Here is a 21,645-nt window from a genome sequence, read left to right as displayed (position 1 = left end):
CCGCATCGGGTGAGGACCTGTCAGCGCGGGGCGGGCCGCAGCAGGCGTACCCGGCCGGCGAACTGGACCACGACGGCGCCGCCGGTGCGGGCGAGCGCCGGGAGGCGGCGGCGTCGGGGCGTGCCGCGGCCGTCGTAGCGGTTCGCCGCCTCCCGCCCGGCCAGCTCGTCGGCGCCCAGCGGCGGCAGCGTGCCCCGGTCGCGCAGCTCGCGGGCCAGGTCCCAGCCGTCGCGCAGCGAGCCGTTGGTGGGGCGGCCGGCCGCCCAGTCGACGAAGACCGCCGGCCAGTCGGCGCCGAGGCCGGCGGCGAGCAGCGGCCAGTGCCGGGCCACGTCGCCGGCGCGCTTGCGTCTCAGCGCCCGACGGGCGGCCTCGACCGGCGCGGCGGCGAAGCCGGGCGGCAGCGGCCCGCCCGCGACCAGCGCCGCCACCAGCTCGGCCTGCCGGGCCGCCAGGTCGCCGCTCACGTGACCACCGGGTACCCGGACGCGGCGGCGAGCGCGTCCAGCTCGCCGCGCAGCTCGGCGGCGGGCGGGTAGTGGCCGTCGCGTTCCAGCAGCAGCGCCGGCGGGCGGCGCCGGGCGCACAGCTCCCGGACCAGGTCGAGCACCTCGGCGGGCAGCGGATCGGTGTGCGTGTCGTGGTAGAAGCCGCCGGCCTCGGACCCGCCGGCCACGTGCACGTAGGCGATCCGCTCCAGCGGCAGCCGGTCCAGCAGCGCGGCCGGGTCGCCGCCCCGGTTGCGCGCGTTGGCGTGCACGTTGGCGACGTCGAGCAGCAGCAGCGCGTCGGTCGCGTCGAGGATCTCGGTGAGGAAGTCGGCCTCGTCCAGCTCGTCGTCGGGCCAGTCGAAGAGCGCGGCGATCGGTTCCAGCGCCAGCGGCACCGGCAGCTCCGCCCGCGTCCGCCGGACGTTGGCCACCACCGCGGCCACCGCCTCCCGGCTGCGGGGCAGCGGCAGCAGGTGGCCGGCCTCCAGGCCACCGGCCCGCACGAACGCGATGTGCTCGCTGACCAGCGGCGCGTCCAGCGCCGTGGCCACCGCGGCCAGGTGCGCCACCCGGGCCGGGTCGACCGGTTCCGCGCCGCCGAGCGAGAGACGCACCCCGTGGGGTACGACGGTGACGTCGCGGGCGCGCAGCTCGGTCAGGCCGTCGGGCAGCGGCCCGGTCGGCGCGACCGCCTCCGCGACCACCTCGACGAAGCGCAGCCCCGGCAGGTCGGCCACGAAGCCGGCGATCTCGGGCCGCCAGCCGATGCCGACGCCGGACGGGCCGCTCATCCGCCGCACCCGCCGCCGCCCCCGCATCCGCCACCCCCGCCGCAGGAGCTGCCGCCGCCGCACGAGGAGGAGCCGCCGGAGCAGGAGGAGGAACCGCCGCACGAGCTGCCGGAGCTGCCCGCCGTACCCATCGCCTGGCGCTGGATCTCGGCCTGCTCCGCGAAGCCCGGGTCCATGGTCCAGAGCGTGGCGGTGCCGAACAGCGCCACCGCCATGGCGGTGGCCGACGGGCCGTACGTGGCGTACGCCGGCGCGGCGGCGGGACGCAGCGCGGTGTGCCGGCGGCGCAGGTCGCGCAGCGCGGCGGTGGCCGCCCGGGTGCGCCACGGCACGCGGTTGAGCAGCAGGAACGCGACGATGAGCGGGACCAGGACGAGGAGCAGGAAGCCGGCGGGCCGGCCGTTGGTCAGCCCGACGAAGGCACGCGCCACGCCGAGCACCAGCAGCAGGCCGAGCAGGGCGGACCCGCGTCGCAGCGTGCGGCGCCGCTCCGGGTCCAGCGCCAGGCCGCGGCGGACCAGGCCGTCGCGCAGTTCGTCGAGGGCGCGCCGGACCCACTCGTCGCGGGGCAGCTCCCGGGCGCGCAGGCCCTGGCCGGCCGCGTGGTGGACGGCCTGGTCCAGCGGGGTGAGCCCGGCCGGCAGCGGCCCGCCGGTGGCCAGCCGCCGGTCCGGATGCACGCCCACCGCGCCGGCCCGGCGCAGGCCGCCGAGCGCGGTCCAGACCGCGAGCTGGTCGCCCCCGTTGAGGTACGCGACCTGCTGCGGGCCGAGCGAGCCGTGGTCCGGGACCGGGGTGCCGGCCAGCGCGCGGAACCGGTACACCGCCGTGCCGACGACCAGGACGACGGCCGCGACGAGATACCAGCGCAGGAAGACGGGGCCGGGGATGCCCCAGGTGTCGGCCGCGAGGACGGTCATGCTGTGCTCCTGTCGCGAGGGGTCGCGGCTCATTGTGGAGCAGGTACGCCAGTGTCGATCTCCGTGGGGCGGCCAGTTACCGGACCGAGACGTCAGTGCCGGCGGACGGCCTCCTCGACCAGGTCGAGCACGCGGGCCAGGTCGCCGGCGGGCCGGCCCATCGCCAGGTGCAGCACCAGCCCGTCGTAGGCCAGCTCCAGGAACTGGGCCAGCACGTCGATCGGCACGTCGTCGCGGAGCACGCCGGCCTCGCGCTGGCGGAGCAGCCGTTCCCGGGTCGCCTCGGCGATGGCCGCCGAGCGCTCGGACCAGCGCTTGGCGAACGCCGGGTCGGTCCGCAGTCGACGGGAGACCTCGAGCTGGCTGCCGAGCCAGCCGGTGGTGTCCGGGGAGACCGCGCGGGCGAGCAGGTCCCGCATCACCTGGACCAGGCCGTTGCGGGCCACGGTCTCCACCATGGCGGCGGCGTCGTCCTCGGCCACGGCGAGGAAGAGCGAGTCCTTGTCCCGGAAGTGGTGGAAGATCGCGCCCCGGGAGAGACCGGTGGCCTCCTCCAGCCGCCGCACGGTGGCGCCCTCGTAGCCGTGCCGGGCGAAACACGCCCGCGCCGCGGCGAGGATCTCCTGCCGGCGCGCGTCGAGCTGGTCCTGACTTACTCTGGGCACGATGCGATCGTCGCAGGTGGCGGGGGCCGACGCAAACCGTACGTACGGCTTGCGAGGCGGGTTGGCTACCATCCGGTGATGACCCCGCTGACCGTCGCCGCCGTGCAGGCGCAACCGGTGCCCGGTGACGTCGCGGGGAACGCGCGAGCCGCCGCCCGCCTGGTCGGCCGGGCCGCCGGGGCCCGCGTCGTGGTGCTGCCCGAGCTGTTCCTGCCCGCGTACCATCCGCCGACGCTCGGCGCGGACCCGTCCGGGACGGACGTGACCGCCGACCCGGACGGGCATGTCGACGACGCCCGGCTGGACCCGCTGCGCGCCGCCGCCCGGGACGGCGGGACCGCCGTGGTGATCGGCGCGGCGGTCCGCCACCCGGACCGGCGGCGCACCATCTTGTCGCTGGTGGTGGACCCGACCGGCATGGTCACCGCGGCGTACGACAAGCAGCAGCTCTGGAGCGGCGAACGCGAGCTGTTCGACGCCGGCCGGCGGGGCGCCACGCTGGTGGTCGACACGTGGCGGTTCGGCCTCGGCATCTGCTACGACGGCTGTTTCCCGGAGCACGGCCGGGCCGCGGCGGGCGACGGCGCGCACGGCTACCTCTGCCCCAGCGGCTACCTGGCCGGCTCGGCGCACCGTCGGGACCTCTACTACGCGGCCCGCGCGCTGGACAACACCATGTTCGTGGTCTTCGCCAACGCGGTCGGCGGCGTGGCGCCCTGGCGGTTCAACGGTGGCGCGGCGGTCTACGACCCGGAGGGCCGGGCGCTGGCCCGGGGCGCGGACACCGGGGAGGACGTGCTGGTGGCGACGCTGGACCCGGCGGTCCTGGCGGACACCCGCGCGGCGCACACCATGCTGCTCGACCGGCTGCCCGACGCCGGGGCCGCCCGCGCGACGCTCGTCGCCTGACCGCGAGCAGGACCTCCGGCCCTGCCGGTGCCCAGGGCGTTCCCGTAGGGTGCTCAGGTGCCGTTGCTCCTGCTCGCTCTGGACGACACCCTGCTGGACCGCGACGGGCCGTTCCGCGCCTGGGGAGCACGCTTCCTGGAGAGCATCGGCGCGCCGCCCATCGACCTCGACTGGCTGGTCTCCGTCGACGCGGACGGGCTGACCAACCGGTGGGACGTGGCCGACGCCATCCGGGACCGCTACGGGCTGCGCATCCCGTCGATCGATCTGGTCGAGGAGCTGCACGACGGCGTGGTGGCGCACATGCGGCTGGATCCGCTGGTGGCCTGCGCGCTGCGGATCGCCGCCGACGCGGGCTGGGTGCCGGTGGTGGTCACCAACGGCGCGGAACGCCAGCAGGACACCAAGATCCGCCGGACCGGCCTGGACCGGTACGTCGCCGACTGGGTGATCTCCGAGGAGGCCGGGGTCAGCAAACCCAACCCCCGGATCTTCGCGCTCGCCGCCCAGCGGGCCCGGTTGCCGCTGCGCGGCGCGTGGGTGATCGGCGACAGCCCGGAGGCGGACATCGGCGGCGCGACCGCGGTGGGCCTGCCCAGCGTCTGGCTGCACCGGGGGCGGCGCTGGTCGGATCCCCGGTTCGCGCCGACCCGGGTGGAGGACGGGCTGATCCCGGCCGTGGCCGCCGTGCTGGCGGGCTGAGCGGGGAAAATCGCTTGCCCCGCCGGGACCGGCCCACGAGCATGGTGCCGCGCGAGGGCGCAACCGGGTCGCCCGGTCGAGGAGAGGAGGTCGGTCATGGCCGTCTTTGCAGGGTCGTTCCGCCTGCCTCCACCAGACTCGACCGAAGGACAGATCCACCCGTGCGCGATCACGACTTCCCGGCGCAGCCGCGCCGTGGCCGCGGCAAGAGCCGCTTCGACGACGACGAACCCGATTTCCTGAAGCGGGGCCGGCCGGCCCCGACCCTCGCCGACCCGGACGCCGAGCCCGACGCGGAGGACCGCTGGTCCTCCTGGGACCAGGCCGTCCACGGCCCGGAGCCGCACCCGGCCTGGCTGGTGACCGAGCTGGCCGCCCGGGACACCGAGCTGGGGATGCTCAAGACCGGCAAGGAGGCGGACGTCCACCTGGTCCGCCGCGCGGTGCCGGACACCGATCGGGGCTGCCTGCTGGCGGTCAAGCGCTACCGGGACGCCCAGCACCGGCTCTTCCACCGTGACGCCGGCTACCTGGAGGGTCGCCGGGTACGCCGGTCGCGGGAGATGCGGGCGATGGCCGGGCGTACCGCGTTCGGCCGGCAGATGATCGCCGGGCAGTGGGCGGCGGCCGAGTTCGCCGCGCTGTCCCGGCTCTGGGAGATCGGCGCCGCCTCCGGGCGGATCGCCGTGCCCTACCCGGTGCAGCTGCTCGGCACCGAGCTGATGCTGGAGTTCGTGGGCGACGCCGGGGCGGGCGAGGCCGCGCCCCGGCTGGCCCAGGTCCGACCGGACGACGACGAGCTGCGCGACCTGTGGGAGCAGTTGGTCGACGCCCTGGTGGTGCTGGCGCGGGCCGGGTACGCCCACGGCGACCTGTCCCCGTACAACCTCCTGGTGCACGCCGGCCGGCTGGTCCTGATCGACCTGCCGCAGGTGGTGGACGTGGTGGCCAACCCGCAGGGGGCCGAGTTCCTGGCCCGCGACGTGCGCGTGGTGGCCGCCTGGTTCACCGCCCGGGGGCTGCCCGCCGTCGACACCGATCCGGTGGCGCTGACCGAGGTGCTGCTGCGGGAGGCGGGGATCCGCTGAACCGTGAGCGTCCCGGGCGGGATCCGTCCCGCTCGGGACGTCGGCTCGGCCTTGCCGCCCGGGACGGCGGTGTCGACGACGCCACCCGGAGCGCGGGTCACTGGAGGTAGCGCTCGACCTCCGGCACCGGGCGCTCACCCTGGGCGTCCGGGTCGCCGTGTGCCTGCCGGGCCGCCCGGCGACGGCGGAGCAGGTCCCAGCACTGGTCCAGGGACTCCTCCAGGTGCCGGAGCCGCTCGCGGGCCTCGTCGTCGGTGCCGGCCTCGTGCTGCTGCGCGCCGGCGCGCAGCCGGTGCTCCTCGTCGACGAGTTCGGAGATCCGGCTCAGGATGGTCTTGTCGTCCATGCCCGAAGCTTGGCACAGCGGACGGGCCCGCGCCTGCGTTCCCGCGCCGGCGAGGCAGGTGTCAAGCGGGGCTCCGAGCTATACCGAAGGCGTTGAACGGGGGCCCGTCCTTACCCGCAAAACTTTCGGCGTGACGCATATCCCACGGGCTCCATTCTCGACAAAGAGATTGTTGTTAAGTGAAATATCCTCGTTGCCGTCTTTTGATTCAACGCCCAGGATGGCATGCTCGCGAGCAACGTTCACGGGTCGAGACGGGGTAGCGACCCTCAGCAACCCGAGGGAGCGTTCAGGTGGTCGATTCGTCCGGCCTGTCCCGGCCCACCGGCCGGCCTCGTGTCGTGCCGCTGCGGCAGATCCTGCCCGCCGTCCTGCGGGACCCGGCCCGCGCGCTGATCGACGTGGGCAACCGCACCGGTGGCGAACTGGTCCGGCTCAACCTCGGCTCGTTCCGCCCGTACCTGGTCACCCACCCCCGGCACGTGCAGCACGTGCTGCGCGACCGGGCGGACAACTACGAACGGGCCGGCGACGGACTGTTCTGGCGCCCGGTCAAGCGACTGTTCGGCGAGGGCATCCTCGGCGAGGGGCAGGTCTGGTCCGCCAGCCGCCGGATGTTGCAGCCGATGTTCACCGCCAAGCGGGTGGAGGCGCTCATCGACGGCATGGCCGGAGCCATCTCCGACGCCGTCGACGAGCTGGACGAGCCGTACCGCGCCGGGCGGCCGGTCGACATCGGCGTCGAGCAGGCCCGCATCGTCAGCCGGGCGATCATGAAGGTGCTCTTCGCCGACCGCATCTCGGTGCCGGACGCGATGCGCGTGATCGACGCCCAGGACCGCATCGCCACCGCGGTCATCCCCCGCATCGTCGTGCCGTTCGCGCCGCTGTCGCTGCCGATGCCGGGCGACCGGGCGTTCCGTCGTGCGGTGCGCGTGGTGGACGACGTGCTCGTGCCGATCGTCCGGCAGACCCGCGACGACGCCGACTCCGGCGACGACATCATCTCCACCCTGTGGCGGGCCCGCACCGACGACGGCCGGCAGCTCGACGAGCGGCAGGTCCGCAACGACACCGTGGCCATGTTCGCCGCCACCACCGAGACCACCATCAACGTGCTCACCTGGGCCTGGCCGCACCTGCACCAGCACCCCGAGGTCGCCGAGCGGCTCTACGCCGAGATCGACGACGTGGTCGGTGAAGGCCCGGTACGCCGGGAGCACCTGGACCACCTCACCTACACCAGGATGGTGCTGGACGAGCTGCTGCGGCTCTACCCGATCGGCTGGATCATCCCGCGCCGCGCGGTAGCCGACGACGTCATCGACGGCGTGCCGATCGAGGCCGGCGCCACCATGGCGGTCAGCCCGCTGATCACCCAGCGGATGCGGCAGTTCTGGGACCGGCCGGACGAGTTCGACCCGGAGCGGTTCCGGCCGGAGCGGGTCCGCGACCGCCACCGTTACGCCCACTTCCCGTTCGGCGGCGGCCCGCACCAGTGCCTCGGCATGTACCTGTTCTACCTGGAGGCCCAGCTCATCCTCGCCACGATGCTCAGCCGCTACCGCTTCCGGCTGCGTCGCACCGACGTGCCCTGGTTGCGCCTGGCGGCGGCGCTGCGACCCCGCGAGCGGGTCGAGCTGACGTTGCTCGCGGCCGGCCGGGCGGAGCCGGCGTGACCGGCGGACCGACGCCGGATCCGATCACCGCCGCGGCGGAACAGGGCCGGATCTGCGCGCTCGTCGCGCACGGCCAGCGTGGCCTGCGGCGGGTGGCCGCCGCGCACCCCGACCTGTTTCCCGCCGACCCGTTCGACGCGACGCTGTTCGGCAGCATCGCCTCGGCGATGGCGTTCAGCGCGCCCTGGCACACCGCCGCCGAGCTGGCGGTCACCAACCGCGCGGTGCTGTGGGGCTTCGCCGTCGACTGGCTGGTCGACCAGCGGGCGACCAGCCGCGCCGAGGTGGACCGCATCGCCCGTACCTGCCTGGACGTGCTGGACGGCGCGTCGACGACCGACCCGCTCGGCCGGTTCCTCGCCGAACTGCGCGACGACGTCGCCACCGCGCCCGGCTACGCCGCCCTGCGCGGACGCTGGCGCACCACCATGGAACGCACGCTGGACGCGATGGCCCGCGAGTGGACGTGGCGGCGCACCGGCCGGCCCACGCTCGCCGAGTACCTGGCCAACGCGGACAATCTCGCCGCCACGGTGGTCAACGTGGCGCACTGGATCCACACCGGATCGGTCGCCGACGCCGCCGCGCTCGACCGGCTCATCGAGGTCGGCGACGAGGTGCAGCGGGCGCTGCGCCTGGTCAACGACCTCGGCACGTACCGCCGGGACGCGGAGTCGGGCGACCTCAACGCGTTGCTGCTGGTGGACGACCCGGCGGAGGTCGAGCGGCGGTTCGCCGAGCAGGTCGACCACTGCCGGGTGCTGCTGGCGAAACTGGCCGACGAGACGCCCCGGGAGGCCGACTTCCTGTCCCGCCAGCTCGGGTTCACCACCGGGTTCTACCGGCACACCGACTTCTGGGGCGTGCGGTGAGCCTCACCGCCCAGCCCGCCACCCGGAGCGGGCCCGCGCGGGAACTCGTCGACGCGCTCGCGGACGACCCGACGGGGCAGACCTCGCCGTCGATCTACGAGACCGGCCGGCTGGCCGCGCTGGCACCCTGGCTGCCCGGCCACGACACCCGGCTGGCCTGGCTGCTCGACCGGCAGCGCCCGGACGGCGGTTGGGGCGGGCCCGGCGGCTACGCGTTGGTGCCGACGCTGAGCGCCGTCGAGGCGCTGCTGACCGAGCTGCACCGGACCGGGCCGGCCACGGCGCCGGCCACCGCCGCGCACCGCGGCCTGGCGTTCCTGGCCGCCGTGCTGCCCGGCGACACCCCGCCCGACCTGCCGGCCACCGACCTGATCGTGCCGGCGCTGCTGACCGCCGTGGACCGGCGTCTCACCGGCCCGGCGGGCCCACCGCCCGGGCTGGCCGGGTGGGCGGACCGGCCCCGCCTGCCCCTGCCGGCCGGTCTCGACCCGGTCCGGCTGACCCGGGTACGCGGCCTGCTGGCCACCGGCCGGCCGGTCCCGGCGAAGCTGGCGCACGCGCTGGAGGTGACCGGCGAGCTGGCCCCCGGGGCGGCCGGTGTCCGCCCCTCGGCGAGCGGCTCGGTGGGCGCCTCCCCGGCCGCCACGGCCGCCTGGCTCGGCCGGCCCGAGCCCGGCCCCGCCCTGGACTACCTGCGCGGGGTCGGCCGGCCCGGGCCGGTGCCCTGCGCCAGCCCGATCACCGTCTTCGAACGGGCCTGGGCGCTCGCCGCCCTGATCCGGGCCGGCGTCCCGCTGCGGGTGCCGGAGCCGGTGCTGGCCGAGTTGGGCGCCGCCGTCGGCGCGTCCGGCGCGGCCACCGCGCCCGGCTTGCCGGCCGACGCCGACACCACCTCCGTGGTGCTCTACGTGCTGGCCCGACTGGGCCGGCCGCTCGGTGTCGCCCCGCTCGCCGGGTACGACACCGGACGCCACTTCTGCACCTGGCCGGGGGAGGACGGCGCCTCGCTGACCACCAACGCGCACGTGCTCGACGCGCTCGGCGAGCACGCGACCCGGCCCGGCGTGACGGCGGCCCGCCGCCGGGTCGCCGACTGGCTCGTCGAGCGGCAGGAGCCGGACGGGCGGTGGGAGGACCGCTGGCACGCCTCGGCGTACTACGCGACGTACGCGGTGCTGCTCGCACTGGCCGACCACGCGCCCGACGGGGCGGCCCGGACCGCCGTCGAGCGGGGCGTCGGCTGGCTGCTGGACACCCAGCGGGCGGACGGATCGTGGGGGCGCTGGCAGGGCACCGCCGAGGAGACCGCGTACGCGGTGCTCGCGCTGACCGGCGCGGGCCGCGCCGGGGACCCCCGGATCGCCGCGGCGCTGGCCCGGGGCCGGGCCCGACTGTCCGAGCTGGACGGATGCGACGGTGGTCCGGCACTCTGGCACGACAAGGACCTCTACCGCCCGACGCGGATCGTGCGCGCGGCGGTACTGGCCGCGTCGGGGCGTGCCGGCTGGGCGTCGCCGCGTCCGGCACCCACCATGATCAGGATCGCTTGAATGGAGTTCACGACGGCTGCTAGCGTGCGCCGGAGTCGATCGGATTCCGGACCGACCGAAGACCGGGCCAGGACGGTGTGATGGGTTCCCGCAGTACGAATCTCCGTACGAAGATCATCGCGCTGCTGGCGTCGTTGACCGCGCTCTGGGCGTTCGCGGCCTGGGTGACCGTACGGGACGGGTTCAACCTGCTCGGCGTGCAGGCGCTCAACGCGCGGGTCTTCGAGCCGAGCGACCCGCTGCTGCTGGAGCTGCAGAACGAGCGCCGACTCTCGCTGCGCTACCTGGGTGAGTCCGACCCCGGGCAGTTGCAGGAGCTCCAGGCCCAGCGCGGACGCACCGACAGCGCGGCCACCGCGCTGTGGACCTCGGTACAGGACTGGCGCACCGAGGTCCCGGCCAGCGACGAGCTGGAGCAGCGGCTGGCCGAGCTGAAGGCCGAACTCGGCCAGCTCGTCCAGGTCCGCGACGAGGTGGGTCGCAAGACCATCGACCGGACCGCGACGCTGGCCGCGTACGACGAGGCGGTGGACGGCATCTTCGCCGTCTTCGACGCGCTCGGCGGTCTCGACGACGACCAGATCGCCCGGGACACCGCGGCGCTGATCGACCTGAACCGCTCCCGTGAGCTGCTGTCCCAACAGGACGCGTTGCTCACCGGCGCGGTCTCGGCCAACCGGCTGACCGTCGCCGAGCAGACCGCGTTCGCCCGGCTGGTCGGCGCCCAGTGGTTCCTCGCCGACCGGACCGCCCGGGAACTCGCCCCGACCGACCGGTCCCGCTACCAGCAGATGGTCGAGGGGGAGGCGTTCGGGCAGCTACGCACGCTCCAGGACCGGGTGCTCGCGGCCAAGGGCGAGGACGTGCGCCCGCCGGTCACCGCCGCGGCCTGGCGGGCCGCCGCCGACCGGGCGATGGCCGACCTGCGCGGCGTGATCCTCGCCGGCGGTGAGGACATCGTGTCCCGGGCCACCCCGGTCGCCGTCGGTGTCATCATCCGGCTGGTGCTCGCCGCCGGTCTCGGCCTGATCGCCGTCGTCGCGTCCGTCATCGTCTCGATCACCACGGCCCGCGCGCTGGTCCGGCAGCTCGAACGGCTGCGCGAGGCCGCCTTCCGGCTCGCCAACGAGCGGCTGCCCAGCGTGGTGGAGCGGCTGGGGCACGGCGAGGAGGTGGACGTCGCCCGGGAGGCGCCGCCGTTGCAGTTCGGCGACGACGAGATCGGCCAGGTCGGCAAGGCGTTCAACGCCGTGCAGGAGACCGCCGTCCGCACCGCCGTCGAGCAGGCCGAGCTGCGCCGCAGCGTCCGCGACGTGTTCCTCAGCCTGGCCCGGCGCACCCAGGCGCTGGTGCACCGCCAGCTCACGCTGCTCGACGCGATGGAACGCCGGGAACACGACGCCGAGGAGCTGGAGGACCTGTTCCGGGTCGACCACCTGGCCACCCGGATGCGGCGCAACGCGGAGAACCTGATCGTGCTCTCCGGGTCGACGCCGGGCCGCGCCTGGCGGCGCAGCGTGCCGATGGTCGACGTGGTGCGCGGCGCCGTCGCCGAGGTCGAGGACTACACCCGGGTGACCGTCCGGCCGCTCGGCGCGGTGTCGCTGACCGGCCGCGCCGTCGGTGACGTGATCCACCTGCTGGCCGAGCTGATCGAGAACGGCCTCTCCTTCTCGCCGCCGCAGACCACTGTGGAGGTCCGCGGTCAACTGGTCGCCAACGGCTTCGCGCTCGAGATCGAGGACCGCGGCCTCGGCATGAGCGGCGACGAGCTGGCCGCCGCCAACGCGCGCATCGTGGACCGCTCCGAACTGAACCTCGCCGACGCCGCCCGGCTCGGCCTGTTCGTGGTCAGCCGGCTCACCGAGCGGCACGGCGTGAAGGTGCAGCTCCGGGAGTCGGCGTACGGCGGCACGACCGCGGTGGTGCTGATCCCGCGCGAGCTGATCAGCACCGACGCCGGCGACCCGGGCGGCTCCGGCGACGCCCGCGACGACGCCGCCGCGTCGTCGCCGGCCGCCGTGGCGCCTGACGGATCGGGCCGGCCCGCCGAGGAGACCGTCGTGGTCCGGGTGGGCGAGGACGGCACCACCGGCGGGTTCGGCCCGGTCGACACCGGCCCGCCGGAGGCCGAGCCGGCACCGCCCGCGCCCCGGATGACGCCGTCCGGGCTGCCGGCGCGTACCCGCAAACGGCAGCCCGCGGTGGCCGGGCCGACCGCGGAGCTGGCCGTGGTCGAGAACCGCGCCGCCCCGCCCGCGGTCGAGGCGGCGGCGCCGCCGCAGACCGACGCCGGGCTGCCCGTCCGGGTACGCCAGGCCAACCTCGTCCCGGAGCTGCGGCACGAACGGCCCGAGGCGGACGACGACGGGGCGGACGACACGGCGCGCGCGCCGGAGCAGGTACGCCGGATGATGAGCTCCTACCAGAGTGGAACCCGACGTGGCCGCACCGACGCGGCGCGGCTGCTCGGCGGGGCGCACGGGGCCGGTGACGGGCCGGCCGACGGAAACGAGCAGGTCACCTGACCGGGCGTCGAGGCCGACGCATCCGGGACGAGAACGGCACACCAGCCGGGGAGAAGAGGACGACGAGTGGCGCAGAAGACGGCTTCGAGCGCGGATCTTGCGTGGCTGCTGGATGACCTGGTCGGCCGGGTCAAGCAGGCGGAACACGCCGTGGCGCTCTCCACCGACGGACTGCTGATGGCCTCGTCCCGCGGGTTGAGCAGGGACGACGGCGAGCACCTGGCGGCGATGGCGGCGGGCATCCAGAGCCTGGCCCGGGGCGCGGGCAAGCGGTTCGGCGGTGGTCAGGTGCAGCAGACCATCATCGAGATGCAGTCCTCCTTCCTGTTCGTCACCGCGGCCGGCCGCAACGCCTGCCTGGCGGTGCTGGCGGCGGAGGACGCGGACGTCGGCCTGATCGCGTACGAGATGGCCATGCTGGTCACCCGGGTCGGCCGGTTCGTCGCATCACCCACCCGGGAACAGCCCCTCGGCGAGAACACGGCGCGATGACAGGCCGGGGGGAGCCCACCGAGCAGGAGTGGGTCGACGACCACGCGGGCCCGGTGGTCCGCCCGTACGCGGTGACCGGCGGCCGGGCCCGCCCGGTGACCGGCACGTTCGACCTGATCTCCCTGGTGACCGCGACCCGCGCCGAGGTCGGGTCGGAGTCCGGGCTGGGCCCGGAGCACGTGGCGATAGTCGGCCTCTGTCAGCGGATCCTTTCCGTGGCCGAGATCGCCGCCCACCTCGACCTGCCGGTGGGCACCGTCCGGGTCCTCCTCGGAGACCTGGCGGCCCGCAGTCTGGTGCAGGTACGCGAGCCGCGCGCCACCCCCGCCGGCCTTCCCGACGAGCATGTTTTCGAGGCGGTAATCAATGGACTACGGGCGCTCTGAGCGGCCGGCGGGAGCAGCGCCGCTGCCCACCGCGATCAAGATCCTGATCGCCGGTGGTTTCGGCGTCGGCAAGACCACCATGGTCGGCGCGGTCAGCGAGACCCGGCCGCTGCGTACCGAAGAGGTGCTGACCGAGACCGGGATCGGCATCGACGACCTGTCCGGGGTGGAGGCGAAGTCGACCACCACCGTGGCGATGGACTTCGGCCGGATCACGCTCAGCGACGATCTGGTGCTCTACCTGTTCGGCACGCCCGGACAGGACCGGTTCTGGTTCGTCTGGGACGAGCTGGCGCTGGGCGCGCTCGGCGCGGTGGTGCTCGCCGACACCCGCCGGCTGGCCGACTGCTTCCCGTCGATCGACTACTTCGAGGGGCGGGGCACGCCGTTCGTGGTGGCGGTGAACTGCTTCGAGGGGGCCCGGGAGTTTCGGCTCGACGAGGTCCAGGCGGCGCTCGACCTGGACCCGGGCGTGCCGGTGGTGCTCTGCGACGCGCGTCAGCGCGAGTCGGCCAAGGAGGTGCTGATCACGCTGCTGGAGCACGCCATGAAGCTGCGTGAGGCGCGTCGGCGGGCCGCCGGTGACTGAGCCGGCCGTGTCCGTCCGCGCGATGGCCCCGGAGGAGTTCGACCGCTGGCAGGACGAGCTGGCCGTGGAGTACGCGCGGGAGCACGTGTCGGCCGGCAACTGGACGGAGGCGGAGGCGCTCGACCGGGCGCGGGAGGCCAATGCCGCCCTGCTGCCGGACGGCCTGGCCACGCCCGGCATGCTCCTCCTGATCGGCGTGCTGCCCGACGGTTCGTCGATCGGCCGGCTGTGGATCGGCCTGACCCATCCGCGCGGCGTCCCCCACTGCGCCTTCATCTACGACATCGAGGTGGTCGCCGACCGCCGCGGTCAGGGCCTGGGCCGGGCATTGCTCGCGGCGGGGGAGCGGATGGCCCGGGAGCGGGGCGCCCGGGCCCTGGAACTCAACGTCTTCGGCGCCAACGAGACGGCGGCGACGCTCTACCGGACCTCGGGCTACCAGGTGGTCACCCAGCAGATGCGCAAGGACCTGCTCGCCTAGGTCGCGCGGACCTTTGGCTGTGCGGCCCTTGACTCGTGCAGGGTCGCTGGTTACTGAGCGTCGCCGTGGCAGGGAACAACTCACTGTGGTGCGGTATACCTCTCCGTCATAATTATGACCGAGAGGTATACCGCTTCTCAGGCAACTATGCCGCCGGCCGCGACACGCCCCGGAGGCGAGTTGCGGCCGGCCCGGCCGAGCGCTGCCTCCGGACACACCCGGCGACTGCCGAGGCGGCCGGGTGGCGCGGCGCGCCCTCAGGAGAGCAGCGCGGCGCGTGGCCGCAGCGGTGGCTGGGCAGCCCGCGCGGGCGTGGCTAGAGGCGGGTGGCGGTGCGGACCAGGGCGGCCAGGGACCGCGACCGACTGTGCGGCGGCCACGCGATCACCGTGGTCACCGCCGGCGCGTCCGGCACCGGCACGGCGGCCAGGTCGGGGCGCAGGAGCGTCCGGCACGACTCGGGGAGCACTGCCACCGTCCGGCCGAGCGCGATCAACTGGAACAACTGGGCGTGGTCCCGGACCTCGGGCCCCGGCCCGTCCGGATAGCTGCCGTCCCGGCGCGGCCAGCGCGGCAGCGGCAGGTCGGGCAGCGCGGCGACGTCGGCCGTCCACACCTGCGCCCGGCCGGCCAGCGGATGCCCGGCCGGCAGGACCACCACCTGCTGTTCGGTCACCAGTTCCTCGGTGTCGAGCCCGGCCGTCGAGTCGAACGGCAGGTGCAGCAGCGCCACGTCGGCCCGCCCGTCACGCAGCAGCCGCTCCTGTTCGCCGATGCCGCACAGCAGCACCTCCACGGCGACCGCGTCGGGCTCGGCGGCGTACGCGTCGAGCAGTTTCGGCAGCAGCTCGCTCGACGCGCCGGCCTTGGTGGCCAGCACCAGGCCGGGCTCGCCGGCCGCGGTGGACGCGGCGCGGCGGGTGCGACGGTCGGCGGCGGCCACCGCGTCCAGCGCGGCCCGGCCCTCGCGCAGCAGCACCGCGCCGGCCGGCGTCAACGTGACGGCCCGGCTGTCGCGGGCCAGCAGCGTCGCCCCGAGCCGCCGTTCGAGCTGCGCGATGGCCCGCGACAGCGGTGGTTGGGCGATGCCGAGGCGGCGCGCGGCGCGGCCGAAGTGCAGCTCCTCGGCGACCGCGACGAAGTAGCGCAACTCCCGGGTCTCCACCCGGCCACCGTACCTCCGGGCGATACCTGTCGGGTATCGCCCGCTACCGAGACGGTGTTGGCCGCCCGGTGCCGGCGCGGCCAGGATCGATCGCATGAGTGCAGGCACGATCGCGCTGGTGACCGGCGCGAACAAGGGAATCGGCTACGAGATCGCGGCCGGGCTGGGCGCGTTCGGCTGGCGGGTGGGCGTCGGCGCCCGCGACGGGCAGCGCCGGGAGGCCGCCGTGGCGAAGCTGCGCGCGGCCGGCGTGGACGCGTTCGGCGTACCGCTGGACGTGACCGACGACGCGAGCGTGACCGCCGCCGCCCGCCTGTTGGCCGAGCAGGTCGGCGGTCTCGACGTGCTGGTCAACAACGCCGGCGTCACCGGCGGCATGCCGCAGCAGCCCGGCGGCGCGGACGTCGCGACCGTGCGGGCCGCGGTCGAGGTCAACGTGATCGGCGTCATCCGGGTCACCGAGGCGATGCTGCCGCTGCTGCGCCGCTCGGCCGCGCCCCGGATCGTCAACATGTCCAGCGGCGTCGGCTCGCTCACCCGGCAGAGCGCCTCCACCGGGGAGGAGCAGACGGGCCCGCTCTCCGTGGCCTACGCGCCGTCGAAGTCGATGCTCAACGCGGTGACGATCCAGTACGCCCGCGCGCTCGCTGACACGAACATCCTGATCAACGCCGGCTGCCCCGGCTTCACCGCGACCGACCTGAACGGCTTCCGGGGGGTGCGTACGCCGCAGCAGGGCGCGGCGATCGGGATCAGGCTGGCGACGCTGCCCGACGACGGGCCGACCGGCGGGTTCTTCGAGGACGCCGGCGTGGTGCCCTGGTGACCGTGCAAGGAGGGGCCCCTTGTTAACAGACGTCTGTTAACAAGGGGCCCCTCCTCGCACACCAGGTGCTAGCTGGCGATCATGCGGCGCAGCACGTACTGGAGGATGCCGCCGTGCCGGTAGTAGTCCGCCTCACCGGGGGTGTCGATGCGGACCACGGCGTCGAACTCCACACCGGTGTCGGTGGTGACCTTCACCGTGCGCGGGGTGTCGCCGTCGTTGAGCGCGGCGACCCCGCTGATCGAGAACGTCTCGGTGCCGGTCAGGCCCAGCGACTCCGCGGTGGTGTCCACCGGGAACTGCAGCGGCAGGACGCCCATGCCGATCAGGTTCGAGCGGTGGATCCGCTCGTACGACTCGGCGATGACCGCCTTCACGCCCAGCAGCATGGTGCCCTTGGCCGCCCAGTCCCGCGACGAGCCCGAGCCGTACTCCTTGCCGGCCAGGATGACCAGCGGGACGCCCGCCTCCTGGTACGCCATCGAGGCGTCGTAGATCGAGGACTGCTCGCCGGTCAGGTGGTTGACCGTGAAGCCGCCCTCCACCCCGGGGACGAGCTGGTTGCGCAGCCGGATGTTGGCGAACGTGCCCCGGATCATCACCTCGTGGTTGCCGCGGCGGGAGCCGTACGAGTTGAACTCGTGCCGGGCCACGCCGTGCTCGGCCAGGTACTTCCCGGCGGGGGAGTCCGCCTTGATGGAACCGGCCGGGGAGATGTGGTCGGTGGTCACCGAGTCGCCCAGCTTCGCGAGGACGCGGGCGTCGGCGATGTCCTGCACCGGGGTCGGCTCCTGCTGCATGCCCTCGAAGTACGGGGGCTTGCGCACGTAGGTGGAGTCGCCCGCCCAGGAGAACGTGTCACCGGTCGGGGTCGGCAGCGACTGCCAGCGCTCGTCACCGGCGAACACGTCGGCGTACGCGGCGCTGAAACCGGTGGCGCCGATCGCCGAGGCGATGACGTCCTGGATCTCGGCGCTGTTCGGCCAGATCTCCCGCAGGAACACCGGGTTGCCCTGGGCGTCCTCGCCGATCGGCTCGTTGGCCAGGTCGATGTCCATGGTGCCGGCGAGCGCGTACGCGACGACCAGCGGCGGGGACGCCAGGTAGTTCATCTTGACGTCCGGGTTGATCCGGCCCTCGAAGTTGCGGTTGCCGGAGAGCACCGATACGACGGCCAGGTCGCCCTCGTTGACGGCGGCGGAGACCTCCTCCGGCAGCGGGCCGGAGTTGCCGATGCAGGTGGTGCAGCCGTAGCCGACCAGGTTGAAGCCGAGCTTCTCCAGGTACGGCGTGAGGCCGGCGCGGTCGTAGTAGTCCATGACGACCTTGGAGCCCGGTGCGAGGGTGGTCTTCACCCACGGCTTGCGGGCCAGCCCCTTCTCCACCGCGTTGCGGGCCAGCAGCGCGGCGCCGATCATCACCTGCGGGTTCGAGGTGTTGGTGCAGGACGTGATCGCGGCGATCACCACCGCGCCGTGGTCCAGCTCGTACTCGACGCCGTCGGCGCCGGTCACCCGGACCGGGTTGGTGGCCCGGCCACCCGCGCCCACGGCGGCGGTCTCCAGGTCACGCGGCGCGTCCGCCGGGTCGTTGACGCCGTTGGCCGGCGCGTCGCTGGCCGGGAACGACTCGGCGCTGGCCTCGTCGGCCGGGCCGTCGGTGCCGAACGGCTTCTGCTGCTGCGGCACGCCCGGCTTGCGGCCCGGGTCGCCGCCGGTCTCGTCGGCCGCCACGTAGTCGGTCAGCGCCGAGCGGAACAGCGTCTTCGCGCTGCCCAGCGGCACCCGGTCCTGCGGGCGCTTCGGGCCGGCCAGGGACGGCTCGATGGTGCCGAGGTCCAGCTCCAGGCGCTCCGAGTACTCCGGCTCGTGGCCCGGGTCGTGCCAGAGGCCCTGCTCCTTGGCGTACGCCTCGACCAGCGCGACCTGGGACGCGTCGCGGCCGGTCAGCTCCAGGTAGCGGATCGTCTCGGCGTCGATCGGGAAGATCGCCACGGTGGAGCCGTACTCCGGCGACATGTTGCCGATGGTGGCGCGGTTGGCCAGCGGCACCGCGCTCACGCCGGGGCCGTAGAACTCGACGAACTTGCCGACCACGCCGTGCTTGCGCAGCATCTCGGTGATGGTCAGCACCAGGTCGGTGGCGGTGGTGCCGGCCGGCATCTCACCGGAGAGCTTGAAGCCGACCACGCGGGGGATCAGCATGCTGACCGGCTGGCCGAGCATCGCGGCCTCGGCCTCGATGCCGCCGACGCCCCAGCCCAGCACACCCAGGCCGTTGACCATGGTGGTGTGCGAGTCGGTGCCGACGACGGTGTCCGGGTACGCCTGGCCGTTGCGCTCCATGATCGTGCGGGCCAGGTACTCGATGTTGACCTGGTGCACGATGCCGGTGCCCGGCGGGACGACCTTGAACTCGTTGAACGCGCTCTGACCCCAGCGCAGGAACTGGTAGCGCTCCTTGTTGCGCTCGTACTCCAGCTCGACGTTGCGCTCGAACGCGTCCTCGCGGCCGAACAGGTCGGCGATGACGGAGTGGTCGATGACCAGCTCGGCCGGGGCGAGCGGGTTCACCTTGGTGGCGTCGCCACCGAGGTCGCGGACCGCCTCGCGCATGGTGGCCAGGTCGACCACGCAGGGCACGCCGGTGAAGTCCTGCATCAGCACCCGGGCCGGGGTGAACTGGATCTCCACGCTCGGGTCGGCGGTGGGGTCCCACGCGCCGAGCTGCCGGATGTGGTCGGCGGTGATGTTCGCGCCGTCCTCGGTCCGCAGCAGGTTCTCCAGCAGGATCTTCAGGCTGTAGGGCAGTCTGTCGTGCCCCGGAACCTGGCCGATCCTGAAAATCTCGTAGCTCGCGTCTCCGACGCGTAGCTGGGTCTTCGCACCGAAGGTGTCGAGGCTCGCCACGTCGTACTCCTTCACACCAGCGACCGTGAGTAGTCCTGAGCAGTTTGTCGCACCGACCGGGGCGCCGCCGTGCTTAGGCGACACTTACCTGCGTCGGTCTCTACAAAACCGTACGTCCGTCTTGCTATTCACGCAACCTCGTGCCACGCTGCGGGACGAGGAGGTGCCACCATGATCCACCACGTGCTGCTGGCCTGCCCCCGCGGCTCCGAGGACCGCTCCCGCGCGTTCTACGTCGGTCTGCTCGGCCTCACCGAGAAACCCAAACCCCCGGCCCTCGCCGCCCGCGGCGGTTGCTGGTTCACCGGGTACGACGCCGAACTGCACCTCGGCGTGGAGGACGATTTCGTGCCCGCCCGCAAGGCCCACCCGGCGCTGGTCCGCGCCGACCTGGACCGGCTGGCCGCTCGGCTGGCTGCCGCCGGCCACGCCGTGACCTGGGGCGACGACGAGATCCCCGGCATGCGGCGGTTCCACACGTACGACCCGCACGGCAACCGGCTGGAGTTTCTGACCCCCACGGGCTGAGTTCCACCCGGGTAGTGTCGGAGCGTGGTCGACGTGCAGCACTGGCTCTCCGCGCTACCGCCCGGCGTGATCTACCTGATCGTCGCCGGGGTGATCGGCGTCGAGAGCATGGGCGTCCCGCTGCCCGGCGAGATCGTGCTGGTCAGCTCCGCCCTGCTCGCCGCCACCGGGGTGGTCCAGCCCGAGTGGGTGGCCGTCGCGGCGGCGACCGGCGCGATCGTCGGCGACTCCATCGGGTACGCCGTGGGCCGCCGTGGCGGCCGGCCGCTGCTGGAACGGCTGGGCCGGCGTTTCCCGAAGCATCTCGGCCCGACGCATCTGGCCCGCGCCGAGCAGAGCTTCGCCCGGCACGGTGTGTGGGCGGTCTTCTTCGGCCGGTTCGTCGCGCTGCTGCGCATCCTCGCCGGCCCGCTGGCCGGGGCGCTGCACGTGCCGTACCGCCGGTTCCTGGTGGCGAACGCGGCCGGCGGCCTGGTCTGGGCCTTCGGCACGACGTACCTGCTGTTCTACGTCGGCCGGGCCGCCGAGCACTGGCTCAAGGACATCTCCTGGGCCGGGCTGGTGCTCGCCGTGCTGGCCGGCCTGGTCAGCACGTGGTGGCTGCGCCGGCGCGGGAAGCGACTGGCCGCGGCCGAGACGCCCGAGCGGAACGAGCCGGTCGGCGCGACCGAGCGCTGACAAGGGCCCGACCCCGTTGGTGGGGTCGGGCCCTTTCGGGTGTTGCTTAGCTGGTGCTGTAGCCGCGGGTGGCGATCCAGTCGGCGAGGTTGTCGACGGTGATGCGGTAGGAGGCGGTGTCCGGGTTGGCGCTGTCGGCGATGGTGACGGTGGTGCCGTTGTTCTGGTAGCCGACGACGCTGATGTAGTGGCCGCCTTCGAAGGAGTGGGTGCCGCCGTCGGTGTCGGTGGTGGTGCCGGCGATGTTGGCGACCACGGCGCGGCCGTCGTCGACGGTGCGGACGATGTCGGTGCGCAGCTTGTCGGTCTGCCGGTCGTCGGCCTTACCGGTCTTGATCTCCACCGAGCGGTAGGGCTTGCCGGTCTCCTTGTTCAGGACCGGGGTGATGTCGTTGATGCTGTTGGTGCCGTTCTCGGTGGTGCCCATCTCGCGGGCCATGGCGTGCACGTCGATGTTCTTGCCGAGCACGCTGATGGCGTTGCGGGCGGCGGCGGGGCCGCAGTAGTAGAAGTTCGGCTGGGCCTCGTAGCGCACGTCGAGTTCCCGCTCACCGCTGTTACGGTCAGCGGCCACGACAGCAGCCTTGCCGGTGGGGGCGGGGGCGGCGTGGGCGGCGATCGCGGGGCCGGCGATCCCACCGGCGGTCGCGGCGATACCGGCAGCGGTCAGCACAGTCTTACGCAGCACAGTGGTAGCCATGATGATGCCTCCCAGGGGGGTGGGGGATGCGGCCGGGGGGCCGCGAAAGGGGAAAGAGTGTGAGGGTGGGCCCGGCGGCCGATCAGGTGGCCTGCACGGGGGCCCGACGGCGGCGCGACCGGCTCACCGGGGGGTGGCCGGGTCGGCGGCTCCGGGGGATGTAACCACGGCCGGTGGCCGCACATTCCGTCGGCACGGGGCTCGTCTAACCGGGGGTGGCTGGCCCGGTGAGGTAACGACGGCCGGTGGTCGCTCATTCCGACCGGAAACTCGCCAGCAGCCCTCGAGGGCCGGGCTCCACGCGGTCTGCCAGGTACAACGCCCCGCCCCCGGCGACCATTCCGCCGAGC

General features: G+C 73.9%; 22 protein-coding genes. 14 read left to right on the top strand and 8 right to left on the bottom strand.

The window, feature by feature from the left end:
- Positions 1 to 20: 20 nt before the first annotated feature.
- From OG767_RS22430 to OG767_RS22415, 4 genes are all read right to left on the bottom strand, one after another.
- Positions 21 to 467 (bottom strand): hypothetical protein, encoded by a 447-nt coding sequence (locus tag OG767_RS22430; RefSeq protein ID WP_405090370.1) that lies wholly within the window; start codon positions 465 to 467, stop codon positions 21 to 23.
- A complete protein-coding gene (locus tag OG767_RS22425) occupies positions 464 to 1,282 on the bottom strand; it encodes a DUF692 domain-containing protein (RefSeq protein ID WP_405090369.1) in 819 nt (272 codons plus the stop codon). Before OG767_RS22425 ends, OG767_RS22430 begins: the two co-directional genes overlap by 4 nt.
- Entirely contained in the window at positions 1,279 to 2,202 is a 924-nt protein-coding gene (locus tag OG767_RS22420; protein ID WP_405090368.1) for a TIGR04222 domain-containing membrane protein, read from the bottom strand. The genes OG767_RS22425 and OG767_RS22420 overlap by 4 nt, the downstream gene beginning before the upstream one ends.
- A 92-nt stretch (positions 2,203 to 2,294) precedes the next feature.
- Positions 2,295 to 2,867, bottom strand: coding sequence for a TetR/AcrR family transcriptional regulator (locus tag OG767_RS22415; RefSeq protein ID WP_405090367.1), 573 nt, complete (start codon positions 2,865 to 2,867; stop codon positions 2,295 to 2,297).
- A gap of 78 nt (positions 2,868 to 2,945) precedes the next feature.
- Here OG767_RS22415 and OG767_RS22410 point away from each other — a divergent pair, with 78 nt between their 5' ends.
- The 3 genes from OG767_RS22410 (at position 2,946) to OG767_RS22400 (ending at position 5,566) form a co-directional block, all read left to right on the top strand.
- The gene (locus OG767_RS22410; RefSeq protein WP_405090366.1) at positions 2,946 to 3,776 is read left to right on the top strand and encodes a carbon-nitrogen hydrolase family protein; all 831 of its coding nucleotides are present in this window, start codon (positions 2,946 to 2,948) and stop codon (positions 3,774 to 3,776) included.
- A gap of 57 nt (positions 3,777 to 3,833) precedes the next feature.
- Complete coding sequence (locus OG767_RS22405; RefSeq protein WP_107162522.1) at positions 3,834 to 4,478, top strand: HAD family hydrolase; 645 nt, start codon at positions 3,834 to 3,836, stop codon at positions 4,476 to 4,478.
- A gap of 161 nt (positions 4,479 to 4,639) precedes the next feature.
- On the top strand, positions 4,640 to 5,566 hold the full coding sequence (locus OG767_RS22400) for a serine protein kinase RIO (protein ID WP_405090365.1): 927 nt from the start codon (positions 4,640 to 4,642) through the stop codon (positions 5,564 to 5,566).
- Between the two features lie 97 nt (positions 5,567 to 5,663).
- Here the strand turns inward: OG767_RS22400 and OG767_RS22395 are convergent, their stop codons facing one another.
- Positions 5,664 to 5,912, bottom strand: a complete 249-nt coding sequence (locus OG767_RS22395) for a DUF2630 family protein (protein ID WP_107162524.1) — start codon at positions 5,910 to 5,912, stop codon at positions 5,664 to 5,666.
- 341 nt (positions 5,913 to 6,253) lie between these two features.
- On the opposite strand from OG767_RS22395, the gene OG767_RS22390 reads away from it, so the two are divergent.
- The 8 genes from OG767_RS22390 to OG767_RS22355 all read left to right on the top strand — a co-directional run bounded on the left by OG767_RS22390 (position 6,254) and on the right by OG767_RS22355 (position 14,489).
- Positions 6,254 to 7,591, top strand: coding sequence for a cytochrome P450 (locus tag OG767_RS22390; protein WP_405094279.1), 1,338 nt, complete (start codon positions 6,254 to 6,256; stop codon positions 7,589 to 7,591).
- Complete coding sequence (locus tag OG767_RS22385; RefSeq protein ID WP_405090364.1) at positions 7,588 to 8,463, top strand: terpene synthase family protein; 876 nt, start codon at positions 7,588 to 7,590, stop codon at positions 8,461 to 8,463. Before OG767_RS22390 ends, OG767_RS22385 begins: the two co-directional genes overlap by 4 nt.
- Positions 8,460 to 10,013 carry a prenyltransferase/squalene oxidase repeat-containing protein gene (locus OG767_RS22380; RefSeq protein ID WP_405090363.1) on the top strand — a complete coding sequence of 518 codons (1,554 nt, stop codon included), beginning with the start codon at positions 8,460 to 8,462 and terminating at the stop codon, positions 10,011 to 10,013. Before OG767_RS22385 ends, OG767_RS22380 begins: the two co-directional genes overlap by 4 nt.
- A gap of 80 nt (positions 10,014 to 10,093) precedes the next feature.
- On the top strand, positions 10,094 to 12,541 hold the full coding sequence (locus OG767_RS22375; RefSeq protein WP_405090362.1) for a nitrate- and nitrite sensing domain-containing protein: 2,448 nt from the start codon (positions 10,094 to 10,096) through the stop codon (positions 12,539 to 12,541).
- 66 nt (positions 12,542 to 12,607) lie between these two features.
- Positions 12,608 to 13,033, top strand: a complete 426-nt coding sequence (locus tag OG767_RS22370; protein WP_091573440.1) for a roadblock/LC7 domain-containing protein — start codon at positions 12,608 to 12,610, stop codon at positions 13,031 to 13,033.
- Positions 13,030 to 13,419, top strand: a complete 390-nt coding sequence (locus OG767_RS22365) for a DUF742 domain-containing protein (RefSeq protein WP_405090361.1) — start codon at positions 13,030 to 13,032, stop codon at positions 13,417 to 13,419. Before OG767_RS22370 ends, OG767_RS22365 begins: the two co-directional genes overlap by 4 nt.
- Positions 13,400 to 14,008, top strand: a complete 609-nt coding sequence (locus tag OG767_RS22360) for a GTP-binding protein (RefSeq protein ID WP_405090360.1) — start codon at positions 13,400 to 13,402, stop codon at positions 14,006 to 14,008. Before OG767_RS22365 ends, OG767_RS22360 begins: the two co-directional genes overlap by 20 nt.
- Entirely contained in the window at positions 14,001 to 14,489 is a 489-nt protein-coding gene (locus tag OG767_RS22355) for a GNAT family N-acetyltransferase (protein ID WP_405090359.1), read from the top strand. Before OG767_RS22360 ends, OG767_RS22355 begins: the two co-directional genes overlap by 8 nt.
- A 316-nt stretch (positions 14,490 to 14,805) precedes the next feature.
- On the opposite strand, the gene OG767_RS22350 is transcribed toward OG767_RS22355, so the two are convergent.
- Positions 14,806 to 15,654 carry a LysR family transcriptional regulator gene (locus tag OG767_RS22350; RefSeq protein ID WP_405090358.1) on the bottom strand — a complete coding sequence of 283 codons (849 nt, stop codon included), beginning with the start codon at positions 15,652 to 15,654 and terminating at the stop codon, positions 14,806 to 14,808.
- A gap of 94 nt (positions 15,655 to 15,748) precedes the next feature.
- Here OG767_RS22350 and OG767_RS22345 point away from each other — a divergent pair, with 94 nt between their 5' ends.
- Positions 15,749 to 16,480, top strand: coding sequence for an SDR family oxidoreductase (locus OG767_RS22345; protein WP_405090357.1), 732 nt, complete (start codon positions 15,749 to 15,751; stop codon positions 16,478 to 16,480).
- 68 nt (positions 16,481 to 16,548) lie between these two features.
- Here OG767_RS22345 and OG767_RS22340 read toward each other — a convergent pair whose 3' ends face one another.
- Positions 16,549 to 19,404 carry an aconitate hydratase gene (locus tag OG767_RS22340; protein WP_405090356.1) on the bottom strand — a complete coding sequence of 952 codons (2,856 nt, stop codon included), beginning with the start codon at positions 19,402 to 19,404 and terminating at the stop codon, positions 16,549 to 16,551.
- A 156-nt stretch (positions 19,405 to 19,560) separates the two neighbouring features.
- Between OG767_RS22340 and OG767_RS22335 the strand changes: the two genes are divergently transcribed.
- Both OG767_RS22335 and OG767_RS22330 read left to right on the top strand, forming a co-directional pair.
- On the top strand, positions 19,561 to 19,917 hold the full coding sequence (locus OG767_RS22335; RefSeq protein WP_405090355.1) for a VOC family protein: 357 nt from the start codon (positions 19,561 to 19,563) through the stop codon (positions 19,915 to 19,917).
- Between the two features lie 24 nt (positions 19,918 to 19,941).
- The gene (locus OG767_RS22330; RefSeq protein ID WP_405090354.1) at positions 19,942 to 20,595 is read left to right on the top strand and encodes a DedA family protein; all 654 of its coding nucleotides are present in this window, start codon (positions 19,942 to 19,944) and stop codon (positions 20,593 to 20,595) included.
- A gap of 46 nt (positions 20,596 to 20,641) precedes the next feature.
- Here the strand turns inward: OG767_RS22330 and OG767_RS22325 are convergent, their stop codons facing one another.
- On the bottom strand, positions 20,642 to 21,295 hold the full coding sequence (locus OG767_RS22325; protein ID WP_405090353.1) for a C39 family peptidase: 654 nt from the start codon (positions 21,293 to 21,295) through the stop codon (positions 20,642 to 20,644).
- Between the last annotated feature and the right edge of the window lie 350 nt (positions 21,296 to 21,645).

Origin of the sequence: Micromonospora sp. NBC_01392 (assembly GCF_045040125.1) — a bacterium.
Classification (GTDB): Bacteria; Actinomycetota; Actinomycetes; order Mycobacteriales; family Micromonosporaceae; genus Micromonospora.
The sequence above is the reverse complement of the archived record's forward strand: the minus strand, read 5'-3'. Positions and strand labels throughout refer to the sequence as shown.